Source organism: Piscinibacter defluvii, from assembly GCF_004011805.1.
GTDB classification, from domain to species: domain Bacteria; phylum Pseudomonadota; class Gammaproteobacteria; order Burkholderiales; family Burkholderiaceae_C; genus Piscinibacter; species Piscinibacter defluvii.
On sequence record NZ_ML137196.1, the window covers coordinates 676,344 to 690,454 of the forward strand.

Genomic DNA, 14,111 nt, shown 5'->3' on the forward strand with positions numbered 1-14,111 from the left:
GGCGGTGCCGGATCAGGGTTCGCCGTCCAGCGCACCCTGGGTCGCGTACTGCAGCAGCGGCACGCCGGTCTCGCTGAGCACCAGCCCCTCGCTGAGCACCAGCCCTTCGCTGAGCACCAGGCCTTCGCTGAGCACCAGCCCTTCGCTGAGCACCAGGCCCTCGCTGAGCACCAGGCCCTCGCTGAGCACCAGGCCCTCGCTGAGCACCAGGCCCTGGCTGAGCGCAGTGCCGCTGCCGGCGGCGAGCCAGCCGGCCAGCGTGGCGGTGGGCAGGAACACGCCGGTGCGGCCGACCAGCGAGCTGACGCCGGTCAGCGGGCCGCCGTCGACCACGCCCGAGGTCACCAGCGTCTGATTGCTCAGCGCGGTCTCGGTGAAGGTGCGCACGAAGACGTTGGCCGGCTGGCCGTTGACCCAGCCCCAGTACACCGGCACGCGGCGGCGCACGCTGTTGCCGGCCCAGGTCAGGCGCGCGTCCCACAGCGGCTGGTGCCTGGTGAACAGCGCGCTGCCGCTGAGGATGCGGTTGCCGCCGGCGTACACCATGCGCGACCAGTTGGCGACGCTGCCGTTGAGCGTCGACGTGAAGGCCGGCAGCGTCATGCCGCTGCGCAGCAGCGAGGTGCCGGCGGTCAGCGTGCCGGCCTCGATGCCGCTGGCGATGTCGGTGCGCAGCGCCTTGGCCAGGGCCACCGCGCCGTCCACGTTGAGCATGCCCGCGCCCTGCTGCAGCAGGTTGGCCCCGGCCACGGGCTGCGCGCTGTACTGCAGGATGGCCTTGATCAGCGGCGGCGTCAGCCCGGGGTTGGCCTGCAGCATCAGCGCCACCGTGCCGGCGACCACCGGCGCGGCGGTCGAGGTGCCGCTCATCAGCATCACCGTCTCGCCGGCGTACTGGGTCACGCCGATCGGCGACACGAGCGCGCCGTAGTTGTCCGACGCCAGCTTGTTCCAGCTCGCGAACAGCGAGCCGGTGGTCGAGGCGGCCGCGATCACGCGGTTGCCGGGCGCCACCAGGTCGGGCTTGAGCAGGTTGTCGACGCGCCGCACGCCGGCGGCGTCGGTCCAGGCGCCGCGCGTCGGCCCGCGCGAGCTGAAGTGGTTGACGATGTCGTCCGAGCGGGCACTCGTGCCCTTGAAGTTGAGCGCACCGACCGTGATGACCGAGGGGTCGTTGCCGGGCGAGGAGATCGCGCCGTAGACCTCCTTGCCGCCGCTGGACAGGCCGAAGTTGCCGCCCGCGACGACCACCGTGATGCCCGCGGCGGTGGCGCTGCGCACCGCGATGCACAGCGGATCGGTCTGCCAGCTGTCGGTGGAGGCCGCCGCCAGGCTCAGGTTCATCACGCGGATGTTGTATTCGCGGGCGTGGTAGATCACCCAGGCGATGCCTTCCAGCGCGTCGGCCAGCGTGCCCTCGCCGTTGCCGTCGAGCACGCGCACGTCGTACACGTCGGCGCCCGGGGCGATGCCGGTGTGGTCCGGCGCGGCCAGGAAGCCGAAGCCGCGTCCGGCCGCCACCGAGGCGACATGGGTGCCGTGGCCGTAGGGATCCTGCGACGACGAGTAGTCGGCCGCGATGGCGGACTCGTAGCCGGCCAGCGCGCTGCTGCCGGGCGTCGGGCCGGTGAGCGCATCGACGCCGGTCATCCAGCTCGACAGGCTGGCGTTGCGCGTGTTGACGTTGCGCTTGACGCGCGAGAGACCCAGCGCGTTGTTGAAGTCGCGGTGCGAACGCATGACGCCCGAGTCGACGATCGCGATGCCGACGCCGCTGCCGTCCAGGCCGCTGTAGTTCAGGCTGCTGCTGTAGGTGCGTGCGCGCGTGGTCAGCACGCCGGAGGCCGCCTCCAGCGTGCTCGCGCTGCGCCGCACCTTGCGGTTGGGCGACACGCCCAGCACGTCGCGGCGCTGCGCGATCGCGTTCAGCTGCGCGGCCGGCAGCTGGATGGTGAGGGCGTTCATCGCGTCGTAGCGCGCATGCACCGAGCCGCCCAGGCGCAGCACCTGCGCACGCAGGTCGGCGAAGTTCGCATCGCTGCCGTCGGTGACGACGATCGCCTGCACGTGGCGCACCCCGCGCACGTCGCGCGCCCAGCGCTCGCGCGGCACGCGGGCGCTGCCGATCTCGCGGTCGAAGTCGCGCGCCAGCTTGGCGCGCACGCGCTCGGAGACGGGCTGCGCGGCGGCCGGCGCCGCCAGCAGCAGCCAGGCCAGCACGGTGGCGGCCACGGCGAGCAGCCAGCCCAGCGGCTGCCAGCGCCGCTCGAGCAGCACGATGAAGGCGATCGGACGAGGCATCGGTACGACTCCCTGGGACGCTGGGCGTCCGTTTCTGTTTTGCGTTCGGATACAGACGCCACGAGCTGTGTCTATCTGTATCTGATTGCATCCTAGGGGGAGCGAACAAATGCTGTCAGCCGGGTTCCGGCGGGTGCAACGCCGAACCCGGCATTAGTTGCCGTGATAAATTGGGGTCGCGAGGGGGACGGATCCGGAAGCTCGCCTACTCCATCGTGATGCCGGCGGCCGTGACGATGTCGCGGTAGAGCGCCGCCTGCGGCGCCACGAAGGCGCGCAGCGCGGCCGCGCCCAGCGGCGCCGTGGTGAAGCCGGCGTCGGCCAGCTTGGCCGTCACCTCGGGCCGCGCGAGCGCCTCCAGCAGCGCCTTCTCGAGCCCGGCCACCACCGCCGGCGGGGTGCCGGTGCGCACGAACAAGCCCTGCCACAGCGGCAGGGCCACACCGCCGAAGCCCTGCTCCTCGCCGATGCGCGGCACGTCCGGCAGCAGCGGCACACGCGCCGCGTCGGACACCGACAGGGCGCGGATGCGCCCGTCCTTGAGGAACGGCAGGGCCGTCGAGAGCACCAGCACCGCGCTGTCGATCTGCCCGCCGACCAGGTCGTTGGCGATCTGCGCCCCTCCGCGGTAGGGCACGTGCAGCATCGACACCTTGGCGCGTGTGTTGATCAGCGCGCCGTAGAAGTGCTGCATCGTGCCGATGCCCGGCGTCGCGTAGTTGAACGCGTCCTTGCCGCCCTGGCGCAACGCGGCGATCAGCGCCGCCAGGCTGCGGTGCGGCGAGGCCGCCGGCACGGCGAACACCATCGGGAAGGTGCTCAGGCGGCCGACCGGCTGCAGGTCCTTCTCCCAGTCCAGCTTGACCTTCGGGTTGATCAGCGGCACGGCCACGGTGTCGGTGCCGCCGAAGTAGATCTGGCCGCCGTCGGCCGGCGCGTTGAGCACCTTCTGCACCGCCAGCATGCCGCTGGCCCCGGCGACGTTCTCGACGATCACCTGCCGGCCGAGCCGCTTGCCGAGCGCCTCGGCCACGACGCGGGCGACGAAGTCGGCGCTGCCGCCGGCCGAGTAGCCGACCACCAGCGAGATCGGCTTGTCGGACTGGGCGCGCACGGTGCCGGCCACGCCGGCCGCCGCCGCCGCGAGGGCGGCGTGCATCACGAGTCTGCGATCCATGGTCTCCTCCGCCTCAGAAGGTGTGCTTGATGCCGAGGTCGAACGCGGTCGTGCGCGTCAGGTCCTCGCGCTTGGCCGAGCCGAGATTGGTGTACAGCAGGGTGCGCTTGCTCAGGTCGTACTGAATCCCCGCACCGAACATGCGCGCATCCGGCCCGTCGTCCGGCCGCAGGCTGCCGATGGACAGGTAGGTGCGCCCGAAGGACAAGGGCACCAGTGCCGACACGGTGAAGGCGCGGGCATCGCCGTTCACCCCGCCGCGGGCGCGCGACCAGGTGGCCGTCGGCCGCACGACCCCGAAGTCGTAGCCGGCGGCCAGCAGCTTCAGGTGGTTGTCTCCGTCCAGCCCGTCGTAGCCGCCGGCGAGCCACCAGGGGCCCTGCCTGAACTGCAGGTTGGCGGAGGAGCTGCGCTTGCGCGCCCCCTCGCCCAGGCCGGTGGCGATCTCGGCGCTGACCGGCCCGAGGCTGGGTGTCTTGTAGCCCACGCTGTTGCTCCAGCGGATGTTGGAGGCCTCCACCGTGTTGGGCACCGGCGTGTAGTTCGCATAGGTGTAGGCCGCGCCGGTCTGGCTGACGTAGCTCCAGTAGGTCGGGTCGGCGTTCAGCGCCACGGTGTAGGCGGCCGAGTACTCGCGCCCGGCATACAGCTCGCCCCAGGCCTTGCTGCCGAGTGCGACCACCGAGCGGCCGAGCCAGAACACGTTGGCATTGCTCGAGGCGCCGGTGTCCATCGCGAAGCGGTGCTCGATCTGGAAGCGCGTGTAGTTGCCGTCGCCCAGGTCCTCCTGGCCGCGGAAGCCGATGCGCGAGGTGTTGCCGGCCTTCATGGTCCACACCTCCGGGGCGGCGCGCCCGTTCAGCAGCGCACCGGGCGTGGTGCCGCCGTTGGCGCGGGTGATGCCCTGGTCGACGATGCCGTAGATCGTCACCGAGGACTGGGCCTGCGCCGCGGCAAGGGGGGCGAGCGCGAACAGGGTCGCGAGGGGGCGGCAAGGGATCTTCATGGGTCGTCTCCTGGTCGGCCGGGGCCGTCTTGTGGCACGACCAGTGTATGTGTATTGTATGTATTGTTCAAGATTGGCTTTGCAGCCACATAGCAATACACTTTGTACTGAACCCCCGGAGCCCGCGCATGAACATCGGCATGTTTCAGTCCTTCGTCACCCGCCACTGGTTCAGCGCCGAGGCCGGCCGCATCTGGAGCGACGAGGCCACCCTGCAGGCCTGGCTGGACGTGGAGGCCGCGCTGGCGGCCGCGCAGGCCGAACTCGGCCTGATCCCGGCCGAGGCGGCGCGCACGATCGCCGCCTGCGCCGACGCGCGGCAGTTCGACACCGAGGCGCTGGCCGGCGAGATCGCGTTCGCGCAGCACCCGCTGGTGCCGGTGCTGCACCGCTTCGAGGCCCTGTGCGGCGAGCCGGCCGCCGGCTGGCTGCACTGGGGCGCGACCACGCAGAACATCTTCGACACCGCCGCGGCGCTGCAGATGCACCGCACCCAGCGGCTGATCGACGCGGCGCTGGCCGACGCGCTGGAGGCGCTGGCCGGCCACGCCCGCAGGCACCGCGACACGCCGATGGCCGGCCGCACGCATGGCCAGCACGCGCTGCCCATGACCTTCGGCTTCAAGCTGGCCGGCTGGATCGACGAGCTCGACCGCGACCGGCAGCGCCTCGCGCAGCGCCTGGGCGACTCCTTCCCGGCCTGCATGGGCGGCGCGATCGGCAGCTTCGCGGCCACCGGCGCGGCGGGCCGGCAGGTCGAGGCGCTGCTGGCCCGGCGCCTCGGGCTGCAGGCCGCCGGCCTGCCCTCGCGCGCCTCGTACGACCGGGCGGCCGACTACCTCGGCGCGCTCGGCCTGCTCGCCGGCACGGCGCAGAAGATCGCGCAGGACCTGGTGTTCCTGCAGCGCACCGAGGTCGGCGAGGCGGCCGAGTCCTTCCACCACGGCAAGGTCGGCAGCTCGACGATGGCGCAGAAGCGCAACCCCTCCAGCGCGCTGCTGCTGGCCAGCCTGGCGCGCCTGCTGCGCGTGCGCGTGCCGGCCGCGCTCGAGGCGATGGTGCGCATGGACGAGGGCGACTCCTCGGCCACCAACGTGACCGACACCCTGCTGCCCGAGCTGGCGATCCTGGGCGCCTCGGTGGCGCAGGCGCTGGCCCGGCTGGCGCAGGGCCTGGTGGTGGACGCGGCGGCGATGCGCCGCAACCTCGGCCTGACGCGCGGCCTGATCGCCTCGGAAGCCGCCATGATGGTGCTGGCGCGGCAGATCGGGCGCCACGCGGCACACCGCCTGCTGTACGACGCGGCCCAGCAGGCCCAGGCCGGCGGCATCACGCTGCTCGAGGCCCTGGCGGCGCAGCCGCGATTCGCGCCGGCCGGGGTGCCGGCCGAGCTGGCTGCGGCGCTGGCCCCGGAGGCCTACGTGGGCGAGTCGGCCGCGCTCACCGACGCGACGCTCGCACGCGTGGCACCGCCTCGCTGAACGGCGCCACCGACTCGCCTTCGCGCAGCGCCACCGGGATCAAGTGCACCGCATAGGGCCGCGCCGAGTCGGCCCAGCGCGCGGCGATGGCGGCATGCAGCTGCTCGATCTGGTCGGCCACCCGGCAGCCCACGGTGGTGAAGAAGCCGGCATGTTCGTTGACCAGGTCGGTGCGCCCGAGCAGCACCACGCTGAGCGCCTCGGGCACCGGCCAGCCGGCCTGCGCGAGCCGCTCGCGCAGCGAAGCGCCGTCCTCGATGCCCCAGGCCACCAGCGCGCTGAAGGGCAGGCGAGCGTCGGCCCCGGCCAGCGCGCGCAGCTGCTCGATCAGCGCGCCGGCGTAGTCCTCGTCGGGCAGGCAGGGCACGCCGATCGCCTGCAGTTCCAGCCCGCCCTGCTCGCGCAGCGCCTCGAGGCGCCGCTGCGCCAACTGGGTGGCGAGGAACGGTTGCGTGCTCGACGCGAAGGCGATGCGGCGGTGGCCCTGCCGGCGCAGCAGCTCGACGGCGCGCGCCAGCGGCTCGCCCCACTCCATCCCGACCGCCTCGACATCGGCGCCCACCAGCGCGGCGCCGTCCACCGCGATCACGTCGCACTTCTCGCGCAGCGCGGCGAGCAGCTCGATCGTGATGGTCTTGAAGCTCGACTGCACGACGCCGGCGTCGAAGTGCGGCAGGCCCTTGAGCACGGTGCGGGCGTGCTCCGGGTCGGTGTAGGACACCTCCAGCACACGCTGCCCGGCCTCGGCGTAGCGGCGCTGCAGGCCCTCGAGCAACACGCGGCCGCGCACGATGCCGATCGAGCGGCGCAGCAGCAGCACCGAGCGCGGTGCCGGCGCACGGGCGGCGGCCGGCGGGGCCGGCGGCGCGTCCGCGCCGGCGCGGAAGTAGGTGCCGCGCCCGACCTGCGCCTCGACCAGCCCGCGGGTCTTCAGCGCGTCGATGGCCCGCTGCACGATCATCTGCGAGACGCCGAAGCGGCGCATCAGCTCGCGCACGGTGGGCAGACGGTCGCCCGGCCGGGCGGCACGGGCCAGGCCGGCCAGGTACTGGTCGAGCTCGGTGCTGGTCGCGGTCACGTTCATACAATACAACACACGCGCTGGCGCGCGGTGTGTCTCAGTCCAGCGTCACCTGGGTGCGCACCGTGCCGGCCCGCTCGGCCCGCGCCGTCAGCGCCACGCGCGTGCCGGCCGGGGCGCGCACGATCCACTCGGCCAGCGCACGGTCGGCCGTCACCTCGCGGCTGGGCAGGAAGGCGATCTGCGAGGCCTTGGGCGCATGGCCCTCGAGCTGCGGGCCCTCGATGCGCTGGGCGCCGGCCACCAGGCCGATGGCCGGGTCGTCCTGCGGCAGGTGGATCTCGAACACCACGCCGCGCACCACCTTGCGCTGCAGCGCGCGCTGCGTCACGTAGGCCGGCAGCCAGCCGCTGTTGGCCACCGCCAGGCGCACGCGCCAGGTGTCGGGGCCGAGCGCACGCACCTCGGTGCGCAGCAGCTCGAGCCGCGGCAGCGAGAGCGCGAGCTGCGTCATCCAGGCCGGAAAGCGCGCCGCCTCGCGCTCGCGCAGCGCCGGCGGCGGGTTGCGCCAGTAGTTCATCTTGTCCCAGCCGCCGATCTCCACCGGGCCGAGCTGCGGGTGGTCGAACGGCCGCCAGTCGACATGCGCCTGACCGCCGCACTGCTCGTCGCTCCACTTCAGCAGCTTCAGCTCGTCCTCGACCGGGTGCTCGCGGAACCAGTCGATCCACTTGTAGCCGGTGATGTCCGCGGCCTGGTTGGGCGACCAGATCTCCACCACCCAGAACAGCGCGCCGAGGTGCTCGTAGAGCCAGTCCTGCGTGCCGCCGATGACTTCCTTCGGGTGGTACTTGAACTCGTGCCAGATGCTGACCACCGGGTAGCCGGTGAGCTTCTCGCCCAGCGCCGAGAAGCGCTTGTAGGACCACAGGTCCTCCGGGATCATGTCGTCGTCGCTCTGCGTGCCCATCGGCCGCAGGATCACGCCACTGTGGGTGTGGAAGCTGATCGCCGCGCCGATGTTCGGGTGTGCGATCACGAAGTCGACCATCGCGCGCACCTCGGGCTCGCTGGTCGGGTAGGGGCCGGCGCCGACCTGCTCGAACTCCTGGCGCCAGTGCGAGGGGAAGTTGCGGTTCAGGTCCAGGCCCTCGGGGTCGCGGTTGACGCGCGTGGTCAGCCCGTTCCAGTCCTTCAGCGTGCCCTCGGGCAGCAGCCGGTAGTACTCGCCGCCGAACTCGCCGGGCTCGCGCGGCATCATCAGGCGCGGGTCCTGCGGGCATGTCTTGTAGGCGCCGTGCGGGTCGGGAATGCGCATCGTCAGCACGCGGCCGTCACCGTCCACGTCCTCGATCGTCAGGCCCTCGACCGGCAGTTCGTCGTAGGGCCAGCGCCGCGTGGACGAGCGGATGTGGCGCGGCCGCTCGGCCAGCGCCAGCTCGGCGCCGTCCGGGCACAGGCGCGGGCAGAGGTAGACGGCGCGCGTGTCCAGCAGCCGGGTGACGGCCGCGTCGTGGCCGTGGCCGGTGACCAGCTGGTGCAGGTAGTACAGCACCGCCGTGCTGGCGGTCAGCTCGGCGGCGTGGATGTTGCCGTCGGCCCAGAAGGCGGGCTTGTCGGCCGCGGCACCGGTGTCCTGGTTCGTCACCGTCGCGACCCAGATGTCGCGGCCCTCGTGGCTGCGGCCGATCGACGCGACCTTCACGAGCGCCGGGAAGGCCTCGGCGTAGTCGAACAGCAGCCGCGTCAGTTCGTCATGCTTGTAGAAGGTGTCGAAGCGAGGGGTCGGCGTGGCGGTCATGGGCGAGACAGGGGTTGGCGCACGCCGCCCTGGAACACCGCCAGCTCGCCGGGCACGAGCGCGGTCCAGGTCTCGTCGGCGGTCAGCGGCTCGGTGACGACCACCGCGACGCGGTCGCGTTCGGTGGTGACGGCGGAGAAGTCGATCGAGAGATCCTCGTCGGCCAGGCGCGCGGCGCGAAACGGGTGGGCACGCTCGATGTACCAGAGCTTGGTCGAGCAGTGCGCCCACAGGGCCTGGCCGTTGGACAGCAGGAAGTTGAAGCTGCCGTGCGCGGCGATCGGCGGCACCAGCTCGGCGAGCGTGCGCGACAGCTCGGCGACGCTCGGCACCGCCGCGTGCGCCTTGGCCAGCTCCTGCATCAGCCAGCAGAAGGCGCGTTCGCTGTCGGTGTCGCCGACCGGGTGGAACGAGGCGTGCAGGCGCGGCGCGAAGCCCTTCAGGTCGCCGTTGTGCGCGAACACCCAGTAGCGGCCCCACAGTTCGCGCTGGAACGGGTGGGTGTTCTCCAGCGCCACACGCCCCTGCGTGGCCTTGCGGATGTGCGCCAGGATCAGCTCGCTGCGGATCGGGTAGCGCCGCACCATCTCGGCCACCGGCGAGGCACGCGCGCTCTGCGCATCGACGAACAGGCGCGCACCGCGGCCCTCGAAGAAGGCGATGCCGAAGCCGTCCTTGTGCTCCTCGGCGCGGCAGGCGAAGCCGGTGAAGCTGAACACCACGTCGGTCGGCGTGTTGGCGTTCAGGCCGAGCAATTGACACATCGCGCTATTCAGTGAACAGGCGCAGCAGGCCCTTGACCGTGACCAGCTGTCCCGGGTTGCCGGTCTCCTCCAGCACGCTGCTCATGCGTGCACGCACGCGCTCGCTGCGCCGCGCGCGCCAGATCAGCAGGTCGGCCAGCCAGGGGTGGCGGTTGACGCGGTTGGCCTTGGCGTAGAGGTCGAAGCGCGGCTTCAGCGCGGCCAGCGTGGCCTCGTACGCGGCGCGCACCGCGGCCTCGTCGCCGCCGGCGGTGATGGCACGCGCCGCGGCCATGCCGGTCTCGAGCGCCTTGCCGATGCCCTCGCCGGTGAACGAGTAGGTGCTGCCGGCCGCCTCGCCGGCGACCAGCAGCCCGGGCCGCGTGAAGCGCGCGCCCTCGAGCGTGCAGCGCAGCGGCGCGCCCTTCAGCGGCGCGACCCATGCGCCGCCCTCGACCAGCTCGCGCGCCGGCGCGTGCAGGCGCGTGAAGGCGTCGAACAGCTCGCGCAGGTTGCCCTCGCGCTTGACCAGCCGGCCGTTGCGCGATTCGGCGTGGCTGTCGACGATGCCCACGCCGATGTTGAACAGGCCGTCCGGGCCCGGGAAGATCCAGCCGTAGCCGGGGCGCAGGTCGCGGTGCCAGACCAGCTCGAGCGCCTCGAGCCGGCCGCGCAGCGCCTCGTGGCGCACATGCCCGCGCAGCGCGACGCCGCTGGGTGTCTGGCGCTCGCACATGCCGGCGGCGAGCAGCGCCTGCGGCACCGCGCCGCTGGCCAGCACCAGCCAGCGGCAGGCGATCTCATGCAGGGTCGACTCGTGCTGCAAGCGCGCGCCGACCACCGCGCCGCCCTCCTCCAGCGTGGCGACGAAGCGCAGCGGCGCGACCATGCGCGCGCCGGCGTCCACGGCGTTGCGGCAGACGATGAAGTCCAGCTCGCGGCGCGGCAGCACCGCCACCGTGCCGGGCACGTCGACGCGGCCGCCGCGCGGGCCGATGCAGGCCACGTGGCGCGCACGCCGCGCCCGCGCCATCACCTCGGGCAGCACGCCGAGGGTGGCCAGGGCCCGGTGCGCATCCGGGATCAGGCCGTCGCCGCAGACCTTGTCGCGCGGGAAGGCATGCTGGTCGACCAGCACCACGTCGAGCCCGGCGCGCGCGAGCACGGTGGCCGCTGCGGAACCGGCCGGGCCGGCGCCCACCACGAGCACGTCGCAGCGCGGCGGGAGCTGGGCGGGATCGAGGTTCATCGGCGCGACGATTCTAGGAGTCGAACAGGCCGGGCTGGTCGCCGATGCGCGCCCGCTCGATCTCCAGCAGGCGCCGCTTGGTGTCCACGCCGCTGGGCGCCGAGAAGCCGCCCGAGGCACCGCGCGCGGCCAGCACGCGGTGGCAGGGCACGATGATCGCGAAGCGGTTCGCGCCCAGCGCCTGGCCGACGGCACGCGCCGCGTGCGGCTCGCCCAGGCGCTGTGCGACCTCGCCGTAGCTCAGCGTGCGGCCCGGCGGGATGCTGCGCGCCACGGCGTAGACGCGGCGGTGGAATTCGGGGATGCCGTCCAGGTCGAGCACGATGCCGCCGAGATCGACCGGCGTGCCGTCGAGCAGCGCGCCGATCGCCTCGATCGCGGCCCGGATCGGCGCGCTGGGCGCGCCCTCCTCGGCACGCGGGTGGCGCCGGCGCAGGCTGGCCAGCGTGCGCGCGCGGTCGGCGCCGGGCAGGTGCAACCCGCACACGCCGGCCGCGTTCCAGGCGATGCCGCAGGCGCCGAGGGCAGTGTCGAACAGGGCGAGGTGCGTTGCGTCAGGCACGCGCGCCATGGTACGCGTTGACGCCTCTCAAGGCGCCGCGGCGCGAGCGGCGCGAGGATGGGGCGCATCCACAGAAAGGACGACAACGATGAGCCTGTTCCACGCCGTGGTCTGGATCGATCACCAGAAAGCCCAGGTGCTGCAGTTCGACGCCGAGCACGTGCAGGCGCAGAAGGTGAAGGCGCACAGCCACCACACCGCCTACCACGGCAGTGCGGTACGCACGCAACACGAGTTCTTCGGCGAGGTGTGCGACGCCCTGGCGGGCATCGCCGAGGTGCTGGTCACCGGCCCGCGCACCGGGCTGGACGACTTCCGCCACTACGCCGACAAGCACCGCCCCGCGACCGCGAAGCAGATCGTCGCCTACGAGACGGTCGACCACCCGAGCGAGGCGCAGCTCGTCGCCTACGCCCGCAAGTACTTCCTCAAGTACGACCGCATGGCGGGCACGCCGACGCCGACCTGAACCGGCCGGCCCCCGCGGGGGGTGGCGGCGGTACCCCGCCGCCGGGGGCGGTCATCAAGCAGCAGTGGCCAGGGGCAGCGCCGTGGCCGTCTTGACGGCAAGGCGTGCTTGGTGCAGCAGCGGCTCGGTGTAGCCGCTGGGCTGCTCCTTGCCCTTGAACACCAGGTCCAGCGCGGCCTGGTAGGCGCGGCTGGTGGTCCAGTGGCCGGCCATCGGCTGGTAGGCCGGGTCGCCGGCGTTCTGCCGGTCCACCACCTCGGCCATGCGGCGGAAGGTGGCGTGCACCTGCTCGGCCGTCACCACGCCATGCTGCAGCCAGTTGGCGATGTGCTGGCTGCTGATGCGCAGGGTCGCACGGTCTTCCATCAGGCCGACGTTGTGGATGTCGGGCACCTTGGAGCAGCCCACGCCCTGGTCGACCCAGCGCACCACGTAGCCGAGGATGCCCTGGGCGTTGTTGTCCAGCTCCTGCTGCTTGTCGGCCTCCTTCCAGTTCGGCTTCCTGACCACCGGCACGCTGAGCAGGCCGGCCAGCAGGCCCTCGCGCTCGGCCTCGGCGTCGATCTTCTCGAGCGCCTTCTGGACCTTGAACACGTCGACCTGGTGGTAGTGCAGCGCGTGCAGCGTCGCGGCCGTCGGGCTCGGCACCCAGGCGGTGTTGGCGCCGGCCTGCGGGTGGGCGATCTTCTGCTTCAGCATCGCCGCCATCAGGTCGGGCATGGCCCACATGCCCTTGCCGATCTGCGCCTTGCCGCGCAGCCCGCAGGCCAGGCCCACCAGCACGTTGTTGCGCTCGTAGGCCTGGATCCAGGCGCTCGCCTTCATGTCGCCCTTGCGCAGCATCGGGCCGGCCAGCATCGCGGTGTGCATCTCGTCGCCGGTGCGGTCGAGGAAGCCGGTGTTGATGAAGGCCACGCGCGAGGCGGCCGCGGCCAGGCAGGCCTTCAGGTTCACGCTGGTGCGGCGCTCCTCGTCCATGATGCCGAGCTTCACGGTGCTGTCGGGCAGGCCGAGCACCTGCTCGACGCGCGAGAACAGCTCGGCCGCGAAGGCCACCTCGGCCGGGCCGTGCATCTTCGGCTTGACGATGTAGACCGAGCCGGTGCGCGAGTTGACGATGCCGTTCTTGCCGTGGCGCTGCAGGTCGTGCAGCGCGATGGTGGTCGTGACCATCGCATCCATGATGCCTTCCGGGATCTCGCGCTGCTCGCCGTCCGCACCGGTCCACAGGATCGCCGGGTTGGTCATCAGGTGGCCGACGTTGCGCACGAACAGCAGCGAGCGGCCGTGCAGCATCACGTCCTCGCCGCGCGGGCCGGTGTAGCGGCGGTCCGGGTTCAGGCCGCGCGTGATCATGCGCCCGCCCTTGTTCACCTGCTCGGTCAGCGTGCCTTCGATGATGCCCAGCCAGTTGCCGTAGGCGAGCACCTTGTCCTCGGCGTCGACCACCGCGACCGAGTCCTCCAGGTCGAGGATGGTCGACAGCGCCGCCTCGAGCACCAGGTCTGCCACGCCGGCGGGGTCGGTGGCGCCGATCGGGTGGGCGCGGTCGATTCGGATGTCCAGGTGCAGACCGTGGTGCGACAGCAGCACCGCCCTCGGCGCGTCCATCTCGCCCTGGAAGCCGACGAACTGGGCCGGGTTCTTCAGGCCGACCGTGCGGCCGGACTGAAGCGTGACGGCCAGGTTGTTGTCGACCACGCGGTAGGCGGTGGAATCGATGTGCGAGCCGCGCTGAAGCGGCACGCAGCGGTCCAGCACGTAGCGCGCGTACTCGATCACCTTGGCGCCGCGCTTCGGGTTGTAGGCGCCCGCCTTCTCGCAGCCGTCGTCCTCGCTCAGCACGTCGGTGCCGTACAGCGCGTCGTACAGCGAGCCCCAGCGCGCATTGGCGGCGTTCAGCGCGTAGCGTGCGTTGGTGATCGGCACCACCAGCTGCGGACCGGCCTGCAGCGCGAGTTCGGCGTCGACGTTCTTCGTCGTCACCTTGACCTTCTTCGGCGCGTCGACGAGGTAGCCGATCTGCTCGAGGAACTTGCGGTAGGCCTTGGGCTTGGTGATCGGGCCGGGGTGGGTGCGGTGCCAGGCGTCGATCTCGGACTGCAGCCGGTCGCGCTCGGCCAGCAGCGCGGCGTTCTTGGGCGCCAGGTCGGCGACGATCGCGTCGAAGCCGGCCCAGAAGGCCTCGCTCGAGACCCCGGTGCCCGGCAGCACCCGGTCCTCGATGAAGCGGTACAGCGGCGTGGCCACGTCCAGGCGGTGGCAGGTGGTGCGGTCGGTCATGGTCGGTCCTCGCAGGGC

Annotated in this window: 11 protein-coding genes; 2 read left to right on the forward strand and 9 right to left on the reverse strand. The window is 72.2% G+C overall.

Annotated features, from left to right (window positions below; translation table 11 throughout):
- Nucleotides 1-12: 12 nt before the first annotated feature.
- The 3 genes from D9C15_RS03025 to D9C15_RS03035 form a co-directional block, all read right to left on the reverse strand.
- On the reverse strand, nt 13-2,301 hold the full coding sequence (locus D9C15_RS03025; RefSeq protein ID WP_127995933.1) for a S8 family serine peptidase: 2,289 nt from the start codon (nt 2,299-2,301) through the stop codon (nt 13-15).
- A 205-nt stretch (nt 2,302-2,506) separates the two neighbouring features.
- Nucleotides 2,507-3,478 carry a Bug family tripartite tricarboxylate transporter substrate binding protein gene (locus D9C15_RS03030; protein ID WP_127995934.1) on the reverse strand — a complete coding sequence of 324 codons (972 nt, stop codon included), beginning with the start codon at nt 3,476-3,478 and terminating at the stop codon, nt 2,507-2,509.
- Between the two features lie 13 nt (nt 3,479-3,491).
- Nucleotides 3,492-4,484 (reverse strand): porin, encoded by a 993-nt coding sequence (locus tag D9C15_RS03035; RefSeq protein WP_127995935.1) that lies wholly within the window; start codon nt 4,482-4,484, stop codon nt 3,492-3,494.
- A 128-nt stretch (nt 4,485-4,612) separates the two neighbouring features.
- Here D9C15_RS03035 and D9C15_RS03040 point away from each other — a divergent pair, with 128 nt between their 5' ends.
- Complete coding sequence (locus D9C15_RS03040) at nt 4,613-5,965, forward strand: lyase family protein (RefSeq protein ID WP_127995936.1); 1,353 nt, start codon at nt 4,613-4,615, stop codon at nt 5,963-5,965.
- On the opposite strand, the gene D9C15_RS03045 is transcribed toward D9C15_RS03040, so the two are convergent.
- Genes D9C15_RS03045 through D9C15_RS03065 form a run of 5 tightly spaced genes read right to left on the reverse strand, consistent with a single transcriptional unit; the run spans nt 5,925 to nt 11,350 of the window.
- Nucleotides 5,925-7,049 (reverse strand): GntR family transcriptional regulator, encoded by a 1,125-nt coding sequence (locus D9C15_RS03045; RefSeq protein WP_127995937.1) that lies wholly within the window; start codon nt 7,047-7,049, stop codon nt 5,925-5,927. The two genes, D9C15_RS03040 and D9C15_RS03045, sit on opposite strands and share 41 nt — an antisense overlap.
- Nucleotides 7,050-7,083: 34 nt before the next feature.
- Nucleotides 7,084-8,787, reverse strand: coding sequence for a M14 family metallopeptidase (locus D9C15_RS03050; RefSeq protein ID WP_127995938.1), 1,704 nt, complete (start codon nt 8,785-8,787; stop codon nt 7,084-7,086).
- Complete coding sequence (locus tag D9C15_RS03055; protein ID WP_127995939.1) at nt 8,784-9,551, reverse strand: class II glutamine amidotransferase; 768 nt, start codon at nt 9,549-9,551, stop codon at nt 8,784-8,786. Before D9C15_RS03055 ends, D9C15_RS03050 begins: the two co-directional genes overlap by 4 nt.
- A 4-nt stretch (nt 9,552-9,555) precedes the next feature.
- Nucleotides 9,556-10,779 (reverse strand): NAD(P)/FAD-dependent oxidoreductase, encoded by a 1,224-nt coding sequence (locus tag D9C15_RS03060; protein WP_127995940.1) that lies wholly within the window; start codon nt 10,777-10,779, stop codon nt 9,556-9,558.
- Nucleotides 10,780-10,792: 13 nt separating this feature from the next.
- Nucleotides 10,793-11,350 (reverse strand): methylated-DNA--[protein]-cysteine S-methyltransferase, encoded by a 558-nt coding sequence (locus tag D9C15_RS03065; RefSeq protein ID WP_127995941.1) that lies wholly within the window; start codon nt 11,348-11,350, stop codon nt 10,793-10,795.
- 79 nt (nt 11,351-11,429) lie between these two features.
- Between D9C15_RS03065 and D9C15_RS03070 the strand changes: the two genes are divergently transcribed.
- Entirely contained in the window at nt 11,430-11,810 is a 381-nt protein-coding gene (locus D9C15_RS03070) for a hypothetical protein (protein WP_127995942.1), read from the forward strand.
- A 54-nt stretch (nt 11,811-11,864) separates the two neighbouring features.
- On the opposite strand, the gene D9C15_RS03075 is transcribed toward D9C15_RS03070, so the two are convergent.
- Nucleotides 11,865-14,093, reverse strand: coding sequence for a malate synthase G (locus tag D9C15_RS03075; RefSeq protein WP_127995943.1), 2,229 nt, complete (start codon nt 14,091-14,093; stop codon nt 11,865-11,867).
- Nucleotides 14,094-14,111: the final 18 nt, after the last annotated feature.

Bases quoted from the DNA above. Each gene is read 5' to 3' on its own strand.
- D9C15_RS03025 (WP_127995933.1), bottom strand. From the start codon at position 2,301: ATGCCTCGTCCGATCGCCTTCATCGTGCTGCTCGAGCGGCGCTGGCAG.
- D9C15_RS03030 (WP_127995934.1), bottom strand. From the start codon at position 3,478: ATGGATCGCAGACTCGTGATGCACGCCGCCCTCGCGGCGGCGGCGGCC.
- D9C15_RS03035 (WP_127995935.1), bottom strand. From the start codon at position 4,484: ATGAAGATCCCTTGCCGCCCCCTCGCGACCCTGTTCGCGCTCGCCCCC.
- D9C15_RS03040 (WP_127995936.1), top strand. From the start codon at position 4,613: ATGAACATCGGCATGTTTCAGTCCTTCGTCACCCGCCACTGGTTCAGC.
- D9C15_RS03045 (WP_127995937.1), bottom strand. From the start codon at position 7,049: ATGAACGTGACCGCGACCAGCACCGAGCTCGACCAGTACCTGGCCGGC.
- D9C15_RS03050 (WP_127995938.1), bottom strand. From the start codon at position 8,787: ATGACCGCCACGCCGACCCCTCGCTTCGACACCTTCTACAAGCATGAC.
- D9C15_RS03055 (WP_127995939.1), bottom strand. From the start codon at position 9,551: ATGTGTCAATTGCTCGGCCTGAACGCCAACACGCCGACCGACGTGGTG.
- D9C15_RS03060 (WP_127995940.1), bottom strand. From the start codon at position 10,779: ATGAACCTCGATCCCGCCCAGCTCCCGCCGCGCTGCGACGTGCTCGTG.
- D9C15_RS03065 (WP_127995941.1), bottom strand. From the start codon at position 11,350: ATGGCGCGCGTGCCTGACGCAACGCACCTCGCCCTGTTCGACACTGCC.
- D9C15_RS03070 (WP_127995942.1), top strand. From the start codon at position 11,430: ATGAGCCTGTTCCACGCCGTGGTCTGGATCGATCACCAGAAAGCCCAG.
- D9C15_RS03075 (WP_127995943.1), bottom strand. From the start codon at position 14,093: ATGACCGACCGCACCACCTGCCACCGCCTGGACGTGGCCACGCCGCTG.